This window comes from Roseovarius sp. B-10, from assembly GCF_056859295.1.
Genome location: NZ_JBSXOE010000044.1, coordinates 233,277 through 247,976, shown reverse-complemented (window position 1 = coordinate 247,976; position 14,700 = coordinate 233,277). Strand labels below are relative to the sequence as shown.

Here is a 14,700-nt window from a genome sequence, read left to right as displayed (position 1 = left end):
GCGGATCCGGGCAGCAATGCCAATGACACCTATGGGCACATGATGTGGGGTGGCGGACATGGCTGGTGGGCAGGTTTCGGCATGATCCTTTTCTGGGGGTTGATTATCGCAGTTGCCGTTTTCGCCTTTCGAGCGCTTACCGGTAACCGGGTTGGCGAGACCCGCGATCCGATGGAGATCCTCAAGGAACGCTACGCGCGCGGCGAGATCGACGAAGACGAGTTTCGGCGCCGGAAGCAGGAACTTCAAGGTTGAGCCATCAGGCCCCTGCCTGCGTCGTCAACAGCTCTGGCAGAACGATGCCTTCCGGTGTGCTTGGTCCGTAGTCGGCGGCGATCACAGCCAGACTGTCAGCACGGAGATGACCGCCGCGGGTCAGCATATCCAAGTCGTCATGAGCAAATCGAACCGTGAGCCCTTGATCGATCGCGTCGCCAATATCAGCCCAGTGACGAAGGTTTAGCCATAGTTGCACATTGTGGCCCGTTCAAACACATGAAAAGAGGTGGGCCAACAGGGTGGTCGACTTCACACCGGCCAAGCTTACTGTGTATTTTCAATGCTCTATCTGATGTAATGGTGCGGTCGAGAAGACTAACCTGAGTGAGCGATACACCGCTAACCACCTATTGCTTTACAGGGATATTGGCAGAATTCCGTGCGCCCCTGTGTCCCAGCTTGTGCTTGCTGTGTGTCCCACGAAAGAAGCGCTACGACAAGCGTGAAAGTAAGACGCACGGCCTTCCAGCCTCAATCAGTGAAGAAGTCCTCAGCGAGCTTGCCGACTAATAGCGTCTCTTCTACCGGCTAAGCTGGGTCTGCTTCTACCGATGCATACCGTCACAAAGCTGCTGTGCAAAATGGGCGTTCAACTTGCGCTAATATTGATTCCGCGCCACTCTGCGCAAATGAGCGGACCCGATGAAAACTCCAACAATCCGAGCGCAACGGTAGAGGTTCGCCATCTAACATGGGGTGAGTACCTACCAAGGCTTTTACGCTACGTCGGCAGGGGCTGCGTTGGCGTCCGCTGGTACGTCCTAGGTGTTGTGTTTCTAGTTGGCCTCTTGATCTTTTTTCGGTCGCAGTGGTCCGTTTTCGGTTGCGTCGAACAAGATATCCGGTTGGGTGGCTGGTTGTTGCAACTGATTGGGTTCATTCAGGTTGCCAGTGGTCTACGCAATACAGAAAGGGCGTTTGGCAAACCTAGCCCCCTAGAGCGCGTGAAGGAGTACATTACTAACTTCCCAGCCCGCAAAGTGCGTCGCGTAACCGTCAATGCGTCGGGCGCAGCAGTCGCAACAATGTCGGGGCATGGTGTCGGAGTCGTAGCCAGAAGCAATCCGACGCTGGAACAACGCATAGAAGACATTGAGAATGCGGTAGACCTCCTCAAAGAGCAAACAGTCAAACTACAGCAAGACCTCAGCCGCGAAACGTCACGCCTAGACGAAAAGATGACAGAAAAAGTGGGTGAGTTGGGAGAAAGAGCAAACGAGATAGAGGAACGACTTGAGGAACTAATGGTTGGCGCTAGCCACGTCGAGTGGTTCGGTGTCGGCTTGTTCATTCTCGGGATTACGCTTGCCAGTGCCTCGCCCGAACTGGCTTCTTTGCTCGGGCATCCAAGCTCGTGCCGCTAATGAAAAAGAGCCAGTGTTTCCAGTGGCGCTCAGATGGTATTTTGGAAATGCTAACCCGCTAAATAAGTGTCACGTAGCTTTTCGTTGGCAGGCTGATGGGGTAACGGCGTCGGAAGCGTTTTCGCCCACCTGACAGTTCATCCACGTACTTCAGCTTCACCACCATCACCCTGCCTGTGTCCCAATCTGTGTCTCGGGAGGGGCGCTAGACTGCTGAAATCCTTGAAAAACAGGGGTGCTAGGGACCAGTGATGGTGCGGTCGAGAAGACTCGAACTTCCACGGGTGTTACCCCACAGCGACCTCAACGCTGCGCGTCTACCAATTCCGCCACGACCGCACGTGCCTGGTAGGCTGCGGGGCATATACGCAATGCTCATCCGGTTGTGAAGGGGCAAATCGCATCGCCCCGCCGGTTTTTCGACCCCCCTCGCCGGTGGCCGCCCCGGCTCAGTCCACGTCAAAGGTGGGCAGCGTCGAGGCGGGCTGCACGGCCTCGCCCTGCACGCCCGCATCGGCGCCGAACACCGCCTTGCGCAACAGCGCGTTGCGCCCCGGATCGCCTGGGGCAAAGACCGGCTCCGCCCCGTTCTCCACCGCCTCGACGGCCGCGGCGAACCACTCCTTGGCCAGCTCGGGGCGGCGCGCGGTGCCGAACCCCTCGTTGAGGTGATGGCCCATCAGCTCGCCGTAGGCATCCTCGCCCAGCGCCGCGAGCAACAGGCCCGAGCCGAGCGCCACGTTCATGTTGTCGATGCGATACCCCACGGACAGGCAGATGCGCGCGGTCCCGGCCAGTTGCGCGGGCGACTGCCCGGTCTGGCGCACGAAGCCCCGCACCCCGTCGAGCACTGCGCTGCGCTTGTCGAGCGACAGCGCCGCCACGTGCTCGCGCATCGCCGGGCCGAAGGCGCGGCACTGCTCCTCCAGCTTCTCGGGCGTGATCCCCTGCAGCGAGGCGGCCATGCTCTCGCCCTCGGCGATGGAATAGGTCCGCGCGATGCAGAACTGCTCGTTGAGGGCAAAGCGCGCATCCTGCATCGAGGCGGCGGTGACAAACCCGCCGTTCGAGCTGGTGACGAGGCTCACCTGGTTGCAATGCGATGCCAGCGACGGGCCGTCCCCGCCCGAGGCCATCAGGTTGGGCAGCGCGCCCCCGTCCGATTCCGAGCCGGAGGCCGAGCCCGCCTGCGTCTGCTCTTCCTGCGGGGCCAGGGCCATCATCCCGCCCTGCCCCTGCTGCTGCATGCCCAGCGCCTCGTCACGATAGGCGTGCAAAAGACCCCGCGTGCCCTGCCCGCTCTGCGCGGCAATCTGCGCCGTGGCCGCACCGCCCGACTGCGCCCGGTAGTAGGACGAGATCAGGAACTGCCGCTCATAATCCTGCAAATGCCCACTGACCGGATAGCCCATATGCGCCTGGAACTGCGAAATCGCGTTGCGCGTGTTGCGCCCGCGGATGCCATCTGGCGTACCCGCAGGAAAGCCGAAATAGTTGAGCGCGGTCTGCACTTCGCGAACCTCCTGGCTAGAAACGGAGGGCGCGCGATAGACCCGCCTCGTCGTCGTTGTCGTCGTCGTGCGCTTGCGCTCGCGCGCCTTGGCGCTCTCGTTGACGATGATACCGCTCACCGCGCCGCCGACGAGCCCGCCCACGAGACCATCGGCGAAATCCGCTGCCGCGCGGGTGCCCGGCATCGCCGCCACGCTGGCCGTCAGCGCCGCCATGAGAATTGCTTTCGAACCCATCTCGCTTCTCCCTCATCAGGTACATCGGAACTGCACAGATCATAGCACAAGTCTCGACACTTGCGCCGCACGAGTCACCCCTCGATGCGCGATTCGCCCCGCGCGCGGCGGCAATCCCCCCCGGAGAGGCAGCATTCCGCCGGTTCCCGGGGCCAGCCGGAGGCCACCTCCGTCAGCGACGCCCCAAACCGCGCGAATCAGGCCCGCGCCGCGCCCCCGTGGCGTCGATGCCGCCGCAGCCACAGCACCGCCAGCGCCGCCGCGACCGCCACCGCCGCAAACCCCGCCCAGCCGGTCTCGCCCATCACCATCCGGTGCGCGATGCGCCCCGGCGCAAGGGTGAACATCCCCGCCACCACCAGCGCCAGGCTCAGTTGCGTCATCGACGCGCGATGCCTGCGCGTATCCCCCCGGACCGCCGCACGCACCCCGACGACGAGCCCCGCCAGCGTGGCCACCGACAGCGCGTGGATCGGGCTGAACGGGCCGACCACGCCGAACTCGGTGATCGCAAAGGAACTGAGCGCGGCCACCGCCATGCCAAGCACCCAGCCGTAACCCGTGACCTTGTGCAGCCGGTCGCGGCGCCGCCGCCACAGCGCAACCGGCGTCAGAAGAACCGCGACAACGGCCCCCGCCACGTGCACCTGTATCGCCAGCGGCGCGTTGAAAAGCGGATCGAAACTTGTCATGTCAAACCTCATGGATGTTGCGTGTGTCGCGTTGGCACGGGGCTGGCACGACGGGCCGCGCCGGGGCGAGGGCCGATACGCGAAACCGGGGGGGACATGCGTGAACAAAAGGCTGCTGCAATCCGCGAAGCGTGAATTGCACGCGATCCTCGCCAGCCGCCCGACGCTGGTCGCGATCCTCGCGGCGGGCACGGTGGCGGGGCTCGCCGGGCCGTTCGGCACGGTGGATATCCTGCCGCTCCTGCCCCGCCTGGCCTACTGGCTGGCGGTCTGCGCGCTGACCTACGTGACCGGAGCGGTGCTGGTGAACCTCGTCCTTGCGCGGCTGACGGCGCGCGGCTGGCCCCGGCTGGCGGCGGCGCTGGCGGCAGCGGTGCCCGCGGGGCTGGTGATCGCGGCGCTTGTCTCGCTGGTCAACCTCGCCGTCTTCCCGCCGCCCTCACCTGCCGACCTCGCCACGCTGGCGCTCAACGGCATCGCCATCGCGCTGGTGATCACCCTCGCGCTGATGCTCGCACGCGGCGGCGACCCGCCCGCCGCGCCCGGCGCGGACGCCCCGCCACCGATCCTCGCGCGGCTGCCGCTCGACCGGCGCGGGCCGCTGGTCGCGCTCACGGTGCAGGATCACTATGTCGAGGTCACGACCACGCGCGGCCGTGACCTCTTGCTCATGCGCCTGTCCGACGCCATCGCCGAGACCGCACCCTCCCCCGGTCTCCAGGTGCACCGCTCGCACTGGATCGCCACCGATCAGGTGCGCGCCGCCCGGCGCGAAGGCCCGCGCGCGGTCTTGACGATGAGCACGGGACAGGACATTCCCGTAAGCCGGTCGCGCGTGGCGGCGGTGAAGGAGGCCGGGCTTCTGCCCGGGTAGGCACATGGTAGAGTGGATCAGGTCCGACCGTCCCGTCCCCTATCCCGAGGCCCTGGCCCGGATGGAAGCGCGCGCAGACGCCATTGCGCGCGGCGCGGCGGACGAGGCAATCTGGCTGCTCGAACACCCCCCCCTCTACACCGCCGGCACCTCCGCGCGCCCCGCCGACCTGGTAGACCCCGACCGCTTCCCCGTCTTCGAGGCCCGCCGCGGCGGGCAGTATACCTATCACGGCCCCGGTCAGCGCGTGGCCTATGTGATGCTCGACGTGGGCCGCCGCGGGCGCGATGTCCGCCGCTTCGTCGCCCAGCTCGAATCCTGGGTGATCGCCACGCTCGCGGAGTTCAACGTGACCGGCGAAATCCGCGAGGGCCGCGTCGGCGTCTGGGTCACGCGCCACGACAAGCCGCTCACCGCCGCGGGCACGCCGCCGGAGGACAAGATCGCCGCCATCGGCATCCGCCTGCGCAAATGGGTGAGCTTTCACGGCATCTCGATCAACGTCGAGCCGGACCTCGCGCATTTCTCCGGCATCGTTCCCTGCGGCATTTCCGAGCACGGTGTCACCAGCCTCGTCGACCTCGGCCTGCCGGTGACGATGGGCGATCTCGACGCGGCCCTGGAACGCAGCTTCGAGACCGCTTTTCCCCCGGACTGACAGCGGCCCGCGCTATTGCAGGCCCACCGACCGGAACAGGCTGCGCCGCGCCCGGGCGTACTGATGATCGCGCAGGCCCTGCCCGCCGCCGCGCGCCGCCCGGCCCAGCGGCAGGCGCAGCCCGGCCGACAGGCTGTCATAGGCCCCCACGCCGCGATAGCTGCCGATACTTTGCCCCCAGTCGAAATAGAGGCTCGCGCCCCGCCGTCCCACGGCCAGCTCCGCCCCGATCCCGCCGATCGCGCCGTCGCTGTCCGCCGTGAGGCTCGCACGCAGCACCAGCCGCTCACTGGTCCAGTAGCCGATCTCGGCCAGCCCGAAGACGCCCGCATCCTCGCGCCCCGCCACGTCGCCCGAAACCGCCTGCACCCCGCCTAGGAACCGCAGGTCCGCGCGCCCCGCCCGGCGCTCGTGCACATAGCCGATCTCGAGCCCGGTCTCGGCCACGCTGGCATGGATCACCCGCACGCCGATTCCGCCCCGCGCCGCGCGCGTGCCGCGCAGCCACAGCGCCTCGACCCCGATCTCGCCCTCGTCCATCGCGGCGTGCCCGCTGCTCTTGCCAAGATTGGTGCCGATATCGCGCAGCCCGCCAAACAGGGCATAACGATGCAGATCGCTCGCGCGCGCGCCCGGCAGCACAAAGGCTACGCCCAGCCGCAGGATGTCATCGTCCCGCGTGCCGTAGTTGACCTCGTCGCGCGCATGATAGGCCAGCCACAGATCAACCGTCGCGCTATCCCCCGCCACTGCTCCACGCGGCGTGGCAACAACCAACACCAGCACCGCCATCACCGCCGACACTGCCAGCCGCAGCACCGACGCCTCCCGCGTCGCCTTCCCCATCTCCTGTCCCCCGAAGACCCCCGTTTGTTTGAAACGGAGCATAACTTCGCTCTTCTGACAACCCGCCTGCGCGACCGGCGCAGGGTTGCCCGCCGCGGCGATTTGACGGTTGCATGACCACCCGGCGCGGCTATGGTCGGGGTCGCAAACGCAACCCAACCGAGAGGTAGCCATGAAATCCGTTCTCACCGCATCCGCCGCGCTCGCCATCCTCGCCCTGCCCGCTTTCGCCGAAGGCGACGCTGCCAAGGGCGAGAAGGAATTCAACAAGTGCAAGGCCTGTCACATGATCGCCGACGGCGACGAAACCATCGTCCGCGGCGGTCGCGTCGGTCCTAACCTCCACGGCGTGATCGGCCGGGTGATGGGCAGCGTCGAGGATTACCGCTATTCCGACGGGCTTCAGGCCAAGGCCGAGTCGGGCGAGGTCTGGACCGAGGAAAACCTTGCCGAATTCGTCAAGGATCCCAACGAATTCCTCGGCGACCGCTCCAAGATGACGTTCAAGCTGCGCAAGGGCGGCGAGGACGTGGCCGCCTACCTCGCCACCTTCTCGGAGTAAGCATGGGCCACCGGCCCGGACACGACAGGCCGCGCGGCCCCCGCGCGGCCTTTTCACATCCGCCCGCTTCGCCCGTCATCCCCGGACGCGCCCGGCACCCTCCGTCCGCCTCGGCTTAACCCGGGGATATCCCCACACATCACGATTCCGGGCGTCTCGGGGCCGGCCGGCGCGGCGCGAGATTCTGGCTTGGAGCGGTCGTTGAAGCATCCGGTGATGAGCCGCGCGAGCGCCAGCCCGCGGGATGGCGGTGCAACGGCTGGTCTATCGTGCTTTATTCCTGAGTTCCCGAGAGAGATGAAAGCTTTGCGCCAGCGTCACCCCATCGCCAGCCCGGGGGGCGGGCTGGCGCTCGCGCGGCGGCGTGCAAGCACGCCTTGTCCCGCGCGGGGCAGGAGGGGAATGGCAGTTGAACGCCAACAGCTCAGTCACATGCACCCGCGGGCCCTTCCCCAACCGCGCGCCACCTGCTACCTGCCCTCATGCTCAGCTACCAGCACCATTACCACGCGGGCAATCCGGCGGATGTCCACAAGCACGCCGCGCTCGCGTGGATGCTTGCCTACCTCACCCGCAAGGACAAGCCGCTCACCTATATCGAGACCCATGCCGGGCGCGGTCTCTACGACCTCGCCGACCCGGCGGCGCAACGCACCGGCGAGGCGGCGCAGGGCATCGGGCGGCTCGAATCCGCGCTGCCCGCCGATAACCCCTACCGCCTGCGCCTGCACGAGACGCGGGCGCTGCACGGCGCCTCGGCCTATCCCGGCTCGCCGCTTCTCGCTGCTCTATCACTGCGCCCCGGCGACGCCCTGCACCTCGCCGAACTGCATCCCGGCGAGCACTCCCGCCTCAGCGCCGCACTTGCCCCCCACACCGCCCGCATCCGCCGCGAGGACGGCTTCGCGATGGCCCACGCGCTCTGCCCGCCGACGCCAAGGCGGGGGCTGCTGCTGTGCGATCCGAGCTACGAGGTAAAGGCCGATTACGACAGCATTCCCCGCCACTTCGCCCGGATCGCGCGGGCCTGGAACGTGGGCATCCTGGTGCTGTGGTATCCGATTCTCGCCAGCGCCGCGCATGGCCCGATGCTCACCGCGCTCACCGCCGCCTTTCCGGGCGGCCTGCGCCACGAAATCCGCTTCCCCACGGTCCGCGAGGGCCACCGCATGACCGGCTCGGGCCTCTTCGTGGTCAACCCGCCCTATGGCCTGGCGGAAGAGACCGCGCACCTCTCACAGCTCTTCGGCTGACCCGTCATCCCCCGGGGGGGGGTGCGACAAGATTCTTTGATCTGCATCAAATTCGCACATTGCCCGCCCGCGCCCGAGGCTCTAGAACCAAGACAATAACGGAGACGTGAGGCGAGGGTCCGCGTCCCCTGCGGTATTGTCAACAGGAGGCACCCAATGGCAGACGCAGCCATTCACGGCCACGAGCACGAGGATCAGCGCGGATTCTTCACCCGCTGGTTCATGTCCACCAACCACAAGGATATCGGCATCCTCTACCTGGTCACCTCGGCGGTGGTCGGGCTGATCTCGGTTCTGTTCACCGTCTACATGCGGATGGAACTGATGGAACCGGGCGTTCAGTACATGTGCCTCGAAGGCGCGCGCTTCATCGCCTCCGATACCGCGAGCTGCACGCCCAACGGCCACCTGTGGAACGTGATGATCACCTATCACGGCGTGCTGATGATGTTCTTCGTGGTGATCCCGGCGCTGTTCGGCGGCTTCGGCAACTACTTCATGCCGCTGCAGATCGGCGCGCCTGACATGGCGTTCCCGCGGATGAACAACCTCAGTTTCTGGCTCTACGTCGCGGGCACCTCGCTGGGCGTCGCCTCGCTGCTGGCGCCGGGCGGCAACGGTCAGCTCGGCTCGGGCGTGGGCTGGGTGCTCTACCCGCCGCTCTCGACCAACGAGTCGGGCATGTCGATGGACCTCGCGATCTTCGCGGTCCACGTCTCGGGGGCATCCTCGATCCTCGGCGCGATCAACATGATCACCACCTTCCTCAACATGCGCGCCCCCGGCATGACGCTGTTCAAGGTGCCGCTGTTTAGCTGGTCGATCTTCGTCACCGCGTGGCTGATCCTCTTGTCGCTGCCGGTCCTCGCGGGTGCCATCACCATGCTGCTCACGGATCGCAATTTCGGCACCACCTTCTTCGACCCGGCGGGCGGCGGCGACCCGATCCTCTATCAGCACATCCTGTGGTTCTTCGGGCACCCCGAGGTCTACATCATCATCCTGCCGGGCTTCGGCATCATCTCCCACGTGATCGCCACCTTCGCGCGCAAGCCGGTATTCGGCTACCTGCCGATGGTCTGGGCGCTGATCGCTATCGGCTTCCTCGGCTTCATCGTCTGGGCGCACCACATGTACACCGTGGGCATGTCGCTGACACAGCAGAGCTACTTCATGCTCGCCACGATGGTCATCGCGGTGCCAACAGGGGTAAAGGTGTTTAGCTGGATCGCCACCATGTGGGGCGGCTCGGTCGAGTTCAAGACACCGATGCTCTGGGCCTTCGGCTTCTTGTTCCTGTTCACGGTGGGCGGCGTCACCGGCATCGTGCTCAGCCAGGCGGCGGTGGACCGCGCCTATCACGACACCTATTACGTGGTGGCGCATTTCCACTACGTGATGAGCCTCGGCGCGGTGTTCGCGATCTTCGCCGGCATCTACTTCTACTTCCCCAAGATGACCGGCCGCATGATCCCCGAATGGATGGGCAAGCTGCACTTCACCGCGATGTTCATCGGCTCCAACCTGACCTTCTTCCCGCAGCACTTCCTGGGTCGTCAGGGCATGCCGCGCCGCTACATCGACTACCCCGAGGCCTTCGCGGTCTGGAACTGGTGGTCCTCGGTGGGTGCGTTCATCTCGTTTGCCAGCTTCGTGTTCTTCTTCGGCGTGGTGTTCTACTCGCTCTTCCGCGGCGCCCGCGTGACCGAGGCGAACCCGTGGAACGAATACGCCGACACGCTGGAATGGACCCTGCCCTCGCCACCGCCGGAGCATACGTTCGAAACGCTCCCCAAGCGCGAGGACTGGGACAAGCAGCCGGCGCACTGACCCCCGGCTGACAAGACAAGCAAAGGCCCCGGGGCACCCCCGGGGCCTTTTGCCATCCGGCGGCAGGGCGGACATGGCCTTGAGCGGTCGTTGCAGTGAGCCGCGCCATCGCATGTCCGCGGGCAGGCGATCCAACGGTTTTTCAGGGCACTTTATTTCTGCTTTCCCGAAAAACATGCAATCGGCGCGCTAGCTTAGCCAAATCGCCTGTCCGGGGGGCGGACATGCGATGGCGCGGCGGGCTTCGCCCTTGATTCCGCGCCGGGACCAGACGGCGACCGTCCCCTCCAAACCAAAACCTGCCCGCCCCCCTGCCGCACCCCTCCCTCCATGCGTCGGATTCCCCCATTCCCCGCATCGTCCCCCCATGCTACCCAATCCGCACGAAACCACAGGGACCGCCCGCATGAGCCACGAAATCCGCCTCGCCTTCGAGCATCCGCAGGCCCGTGCCCGCGCCACCGCCCCCGATGGTCCGCTCGACCGCATCTCGGTGCGCGATCACATCGTCGCGGTCGAGATCGGCGCCTTTCAGGCCGAGCGCGGCACCACCCAGCGCATTGCCTTCAACGTGGTGGTCGAGGTGCGCCCGATGACCGGCGCGCTCGAAGACGACGTGGATCGCATCCTCTCCTACGACCGCGTGACCGAGGCGATCGAGGCGGCGCTCGCCGAGGAACGCCTCAACCTGCTCGAAACTCTGGCCGAGCGCATCGCAGAGCGCATCCTGTGGGAGCCGCAGGCGGTGCGCTGCTTCGTCCGCATCGAAAAGCTCGACCGCGGCCCCGGCGCGCTCGGGGTCGAAATCGTGCGCTCGGTGGACGATGTCGCCACCCGGGCCCCGGTCGCGCCCGACACCGCGCCGCACCCGCATGTCGTCTACCTCACCAACGCGGCCATCACCTCGCCCAATCTCGGCCGCTGGCTCGACCAGCTTCAGGCCCGGGCCGAGCCGGTGATCCTCTGCGTCGGCGCCCCCGACACCCCGGCGCCCGACACCGGCCACCGCATGACCCAGCGCCGCGTGGACCTGCTGGCGCTGGAACAGAACGCCTGGGTGCTTGCCGGGCGCGACGACCGTTGCGTCGTCGTCGCCACCCGCACCGAACTCGACTGGGCGATGAAGCACGACCAGATCAGCGTCTGGGCACCGTCCAAGATCGTGCTCGACGCGGTGGACGGTCCCGCACCCTCGACCCACAACCCCGTCGATCTCGCCGCGTGGTTCGCGGGCCATATCGAGGCGTCAGACCTCCTGCTCATCGGCGCGACCCCGCCCGCCGCGTGCCGCGTGCCGGTGCTGGTCCAGGACATCGCCCGCTCCGGCCTCTAGATGACCTATTATCGCCCCGTACCCCGCACCGATCACCACCACCACGCGCGCCCCGAGGGCGCGCTGCCGCTCGCGGGTGGCTGGTGCTGGTTCGACACCGTCGAGGTGCTCGCCCGCGACGCGCCGCCCCGCCTCCTGCCCGCGCGCGACCTGCCCGCCGACGTCGCACATCGGCTCACCGCACCGCGCCCGCCGCTATCGGGGATGGACATGGACGCGCCGCGCCTCATGGGCATCCTCAACATCACCCCCGACAGCTTCTCCGACGGCGGCCGGCATTTCGACCCCGCGACCGCGCTCGCCCATGCCCGCGCCATGGCGCAGGCCGGGGCCGACATCCTCGACGTGGGCGGCGAATCCACCCGCCCCGGTGCCGCACCCGTGCCGCTCGACGAAGAGATCGCCCGCACCGCGCCGGTGATCGCCGCCATCCGTGCCGAGATCGCCACCCCCATCTCCATCGACACCCGCAAGACGCCGGTGGCCGACGAAGCGTTCCGCGCCGGCGCGACCCTCGTCAACGACGTGTCGGGCTTCACGTTCGACGCCTCCCTCGCCCCCTTCGCCTCCGAGCACGCCCTGCCGGTCTGCATCATGCACGCCCAGGGCACCCCCGAGACCATGCAGCAGGATCCGCGCTACGCCGACGTGCTCCTCGATGTCTACGACTGGCTCGGGGCGCGCGTCGAGGCGCTCACGGCTCTAGGCATCCCGCGCGGGCGCATCGCCGTCGATCCCGGCATCGGCTTCGGCAAGACGCGCGACCACAACCTCTGCCTGCTGCAAGGAGTGTCGCTCTTTCACGGGCTCGGCTGTCCAGTTCTGCTCGGCGCGTCGCGCAAGCGTTTCATCGGCGACCTGACCGGCACGCCGGTCGCATCCGACCGCGTGCCCGGCTCGCTCGCCATCGCTGTCACGGCCGCCCAGCAGGGCGTGCAGATCCTGCGCGTGCACGACGTGGCCGAGACGCGCGCCGCACTTGATGTGTGGGACGCGATCCGGTCTTGCTGAATCTCCACTTTGGGGGCCAATTCACCCCCGAATTTTGGCCAATTCTTTACAAAACCCTGCACCGCCGTGCGTTTGTCCCTGCGAACCTATCGGTTCGCGCGTTGAACCTTCAGGTTGGCCGCCCCGCGAACAGCCGCCGCAGCGCGCCCCATTGGCTGATCGCCACGCCCGCCAGGATCATCGCCATCGCCAGGAACAGCCGCGGCGGCACCGCCTCCGACAACAGCACCGCCCCGAGGATGACCGACCACACCGGCACCATGTAATTGACAAGTCCGAAGAATCCCGGCCCCGCCTCGCGCGTGACCTGCACCAGCAACAACTGCGCCACCCCCGTGGGCAGGATGCCCAGATAAATGAGCGCGAAAAACCCTTTCAAACTCATAGAGTTAGGGATGCCTTCCACGATCAGCGCCACCGGCACGATCATCCCCGCCGCCAACGTCATCACCGCCGCCGCCAGCGCCAACAGGTGCACGGGCGGGCACAGCCGCGTCAGGATCGAGCCCGTCGCATAGCACATCGCCGCCCCGAGGCAGGCCAGCCTTGCCAATGATTCCAGGTCCTTACCCGTTGATGCAAAAGCCTCCGCCCCGATCAGCACCACCACCCCCGTGGTGCCCAGGACAAACCCCCCGGCGCGCCGCAGGTGCATCCGTTCACCGGGCACGAAAACATGCGCCAGCGGCAGGATCAGCAGCGGCACCGCTGCCATGCATACCCCGGCAAAGCCCGAGGCCACCGATTGCTGCGCCCAGCCCAGCAAGGAGAATGGAATAACGTTTGAAAACAACGCCATGAAGACCGCGAAGATCCAGAACTTGCGCTCTGGCCCCGGCCCGACGGGTGGCAGTTTCAGCCCGCGTATCCGCAGCAGCGACAGCAGAAACACCGCCCCCAGCGTGATCCGCACCGCCGCCACGGTGAACGGCCCCACGTCCCGCAGCGCCACCGAGATGAAGGTGAACGACGCCCCCCAGATCAGGCCCAGCGCCCCGATCCTCAGCCAGTTGATCGGCGCGATGTCCTGCAAGGGGCCCCTCCCGGATTGAAAAGGCGCCCGCGCGGGGCGCCCTTTCCCTTTTATTTCAATGGGTTCAGTTCTTTTCCTGATCCACGAGCTTGCCCGCGCTGATCCACGGCATCATGCCGCGCAGCTTGCGGCCGACCTCCTCGATCTGGTGCGCGTCATTCATCCGCCGTGTGCCCTTGAAGAACGGTTGGCCAACCGCGTTTTCCTGCATGAAATCACGGACAAAGGCGCCACTCTGAATGTCGTGCAGGATCTTCTTCATCTCCGCCTTGGTGCGGTCATAAGGCAGCACCCGCGGCCCGCTCACATACTCGCCGTATTCCGCGGTGTTGGAGATCGAGTAGTTCATGTTGGCGATGCCGCCTTCGTAGATCAGATCGACGATGAGCTTCACCTCGTGCAGGCATTCAAAGTAAGCCATTTCAGGGGCATAGCCTGCCTCGACCAGCGTCTCGAAGCCCATGCGGATAAGCTCGACCAGACCGCCACAGAGCACCGCCTGCTCGCCGAAGAGGTCGGTCTCACATTCCTCGCGGAACGAGGTCTCGATGATCCCCGAACGCCCGCCGCCGATGGCCGAGCAGTAGGAAAGCCCCAATTCCAAGGCCTTGCCGGACGCATCCGTGTCCACCGCCACCAGGCAAGGCACGCCGCCGCCCTTGACGTATTCGCCGCGCACCGTGTGGCCGGGGCCCTTGGGCGCCATCATGATGACGTCCACACCTTCCTTGGCGTCGATGAGCCCGAAATGCACGTTCAGCCCGTGCGCAAAGGCGATCGCCGCACCGGGACGGATGTTGTCATGCACATATTTGCGATAGGTTTCGCCCTGCAACTCGTCGGGCATGGTGAACATCATCAGGTCGCACCACGCCGCCGCCTCGGCGATGCCCATGACCTTGAGCCCCTCGGCCTCGGCCTTCTTGGCCGAGCGCGAGCCTTCACGCAGTGCGACGACAAGGTTTTTTGCCCCGGAATCCCGCAGGTTAAGTGCGTGGGCGTGGCCCTGGCTGCCATAGCCAAGGATGGCGACCTTCTTGTCCTTGATGAGGTTGATATCGCAATCGCGATCATAATAGACGCGCATGGCGGTCTCCTTTCTTTGGGGTTCTGACTGTGGTGGAGACTACGCCTTGCTGGTGGTGAAGGTGTATGATTATTGGGGTTTATACCGGGCTATCTTGTATATATCATTCTTACTTGATCAGATATTCGGA

The 14,700-nt window shown here is 66.0% G+C and carries 15 protein-coding genes and 1 tRNA gene; 9 read left to right on the top strand and 7 right to left on the bottom strand.

Annotated features, from left to right (window positions below):
• Positions 1 to 255, top strand: a 255-nt coding sequence (locus AC13D8_RS20455) for an SHOCT domain-containing protein (protein WP_482970350.1), incomplete at its 5' end; no start/stop codon positions are given.
• 4 nt (positions 256 to 259) lie between these two features.
• Here the strand turns inward: AC13D8_RS20455 and AC13D8_RS20450 are convergent.
• Positions 260 to 475, bottom strand: a complete 216-nt coding sequence (locus AC13D8_RS20450; RefSeq protein WP_482970349.1) for a hypothetical protein — start codon at positions 473 to 475, stop codon at positions 260 to 262.
• 433 nt (positions 476 to 908) lie between these two features.
• On the opposite strand from AC13D8_RS20450, the gene AC13D8_RS20445 reads away from it, so the two are divergent.
• Entirely contained in the window at positions 909 to 1,643 is a 735-nt protein-coding gene (locus AC13D8_RS20445; RefSeq protein WP_482970348.1) for a hypothetical protein, read from the top strand.
• A gap of 252 nt (positions 1,644 to 1,895) precedes the next feature.
• Here the strand turns inward: AC13D8_RS20445 and AC13D8_RS20440 are convergent.
• The 3 genes from AC13D8_RS20440 to AC13D8_RS20430 form a co-directional block, all read right to left on the bottom strand.
• Positions 1,896 to 1,982: transfer RNA gene (locus AC13D8_RS20440), tRNA-Leu, on the bottom strand.
• A gap of 110 nt (positions 1,983 to 2,092) precedes the next feature.
• On the bottom strand, positions 2,093 to 3,391 hold the full coding sequence (locus tag AC13D8_RS20435; protein WP_482970347.1) for a peptidoglycan-binding domain-containing protein: 1,299 nt from the start codon (positions 3,389 to 3,391) through the stop codon (positions 2,093 to 2,095).
• 197 nt (positions 3,392 to 3,588) lie between these two features.
• Positions 3,589 to 4,083, bottom strand: coding sequence for a DUF2306 domain-containing protein (locus tag AC13D8_RS20430; RefSeq protein WP_482970346.1), 495 nt, complete (start codon positions 4,081 to 4,083; stop codon positions 3,589 to 3,591).
• A 100-nt stretch (positions 4,084 to 4,183) separates the two neighbouring features.
• Here AC13D8_RS20430 and AC13D8_RS20425 point away from each other — a divergent pair, with 100 nt between their 5' ends.
• Both AC13D8_RS20425 and lipB read left to right on the top strand, forming a co-directional pair.
• Positions 4,184 to 4,957 carry a LytTR family DNA-binding domain-containing protein gene (locus AC13D8_RS20425; RefSeq protein ID WP_164989198.1) on the top strand — a complete coding sequence of 258 codons (774 nt, stop codon included), beginning with the start codon at positions 4,184 to 4,186 and terminating at the stop codon, positions 4,955 to 4,957.
• A 4-nt stretch (positions 4,958 to 4,961) separates the two neighbouring features.
• Positions 4,962 to 5,615: a lipoyl(octanoyl) transferase LipB gene (lipB, locus tag AC13D8_RS20420; protein ID WP_482970345.1), complete on the top strand. Its 654-nt coding sequence runs from the start codon at positions 4,962 to 4,964 to the stop codon at positions 5,613 to 5,615.
• 12 nt (positions 5,616 to 5,627) lie between these two features.
• On the opposite strand, the gene AC13D8_RS20415 is transcribed toward lipB, so the two are convergent.
• Complete coding sequence (locus tag AC13D8_RS20415; RefSeq protein WP_482970344.1) at positions 5,628 to 6,461, bottom strand: hypothetical protein; 834 nt, start codon at positions 6,459 to 6,461, stop codon at positions 5,628 to 5,630.
• A 172-nt stretch (positions 6,462 to 6,633) separates the two neighbouring features.
• Between AC13D8_RS20415 and AC13D8_RS20410 the strand changes: the two genes are divergently transcribed.
• From AC13D8_RS20410 to folP, 5 genes are all read left to right on the top strand, one after another.
• The gene (locus AC13D8_RS20410; RefSeq protein ID WP_482970343.1) at positions 6,634 to 7,023 is read left to right on the top strand and encodes a c-type cytochrome; all 390 of its coding nucleotides are present in this window, start codon (positions 6,634 to 6,636) and stop codon (positions 7,021 to 7,023) included.
• A 482-nt stretch (positions 7,024 to 7,505) separates the two neighbouring features.
• Positions 7,506 to 8,276: a 23S rRNA (adenine(2030)-N(6))-methyltransferase RlmJ gene (gene rlmJ / locus AC13D8_RS20405; protein ID WP_482970342.1), complete on the top strand. Its 771-nt coding sequence runs from the start codon at positions 7,506 to 7,508 to the stop codon at positions 8,274 to 8,276.
• A gap of 156 nt (positions 8,277 to 8,432) precedes the next feature.
• Positions 8,433 to 10,106 (top strand): cytochrome c oxidase subunit I, encoded by a 1,674-nt coding sequence (gene ctaD, locus AC13D8_RS20400; RefSeq protein WP_482970341.1) that lies wholly within the window; start codon positions 8,433 to 8,435, stop codon positions 10,104 to 10,106.
• A gap of 406 nt (positions 10,107 to 10,512) precedes the next feature.
• Complete coding sequence (locus AC13D8_RS20395; RefSeq protein WP_482970340.1) at positions 10,513 to 11,439, top strand: dihydroneopterin aldolase; 927 nt, start codon at positions 10,513 to 10,515, stop codon at positions 11,437 to 11,439.
• Entirely contained in the window at positions 11,440 to 12,450 is a 1,011-nt protein-coding gene (gene folP, locus AC13D8_RS20390) for a dihydropteroate synthase (RefSeq protein ID WP_482970339.1), read from the top strand.
• Between the two features lie 109 nt (positions 12,451 to 12,559).
• Here folP and AC13D8_RS20385 read toward each other — a convergent pair whose 3' ends face one another.
• Positions 12,560 to 13,483, bottom strand: coding sequence for a DMT family transporter (locus tag AC13D8_RS20385; protein ID WP_482970338.1), 924 nt, complete (start codon positions 13,481 to 13,483; stop codon positions 12,560 to 12,562).
• Positions 13,484 to 13,547: 64 nt separating this feature from the next.
• A complete protein-coding gene (gene ilvC / locus AC13D8_RS20380; protein WP_446249610.1) occupies positions 13,548 to 14,570 on the bottom strand; it encodes a ketol-acid reductoisomerase in 1,023 nt (340 codons plus the stop codon).
• Positions 14,571 to 14,700 lie beyond the last annotated feature (130 nt).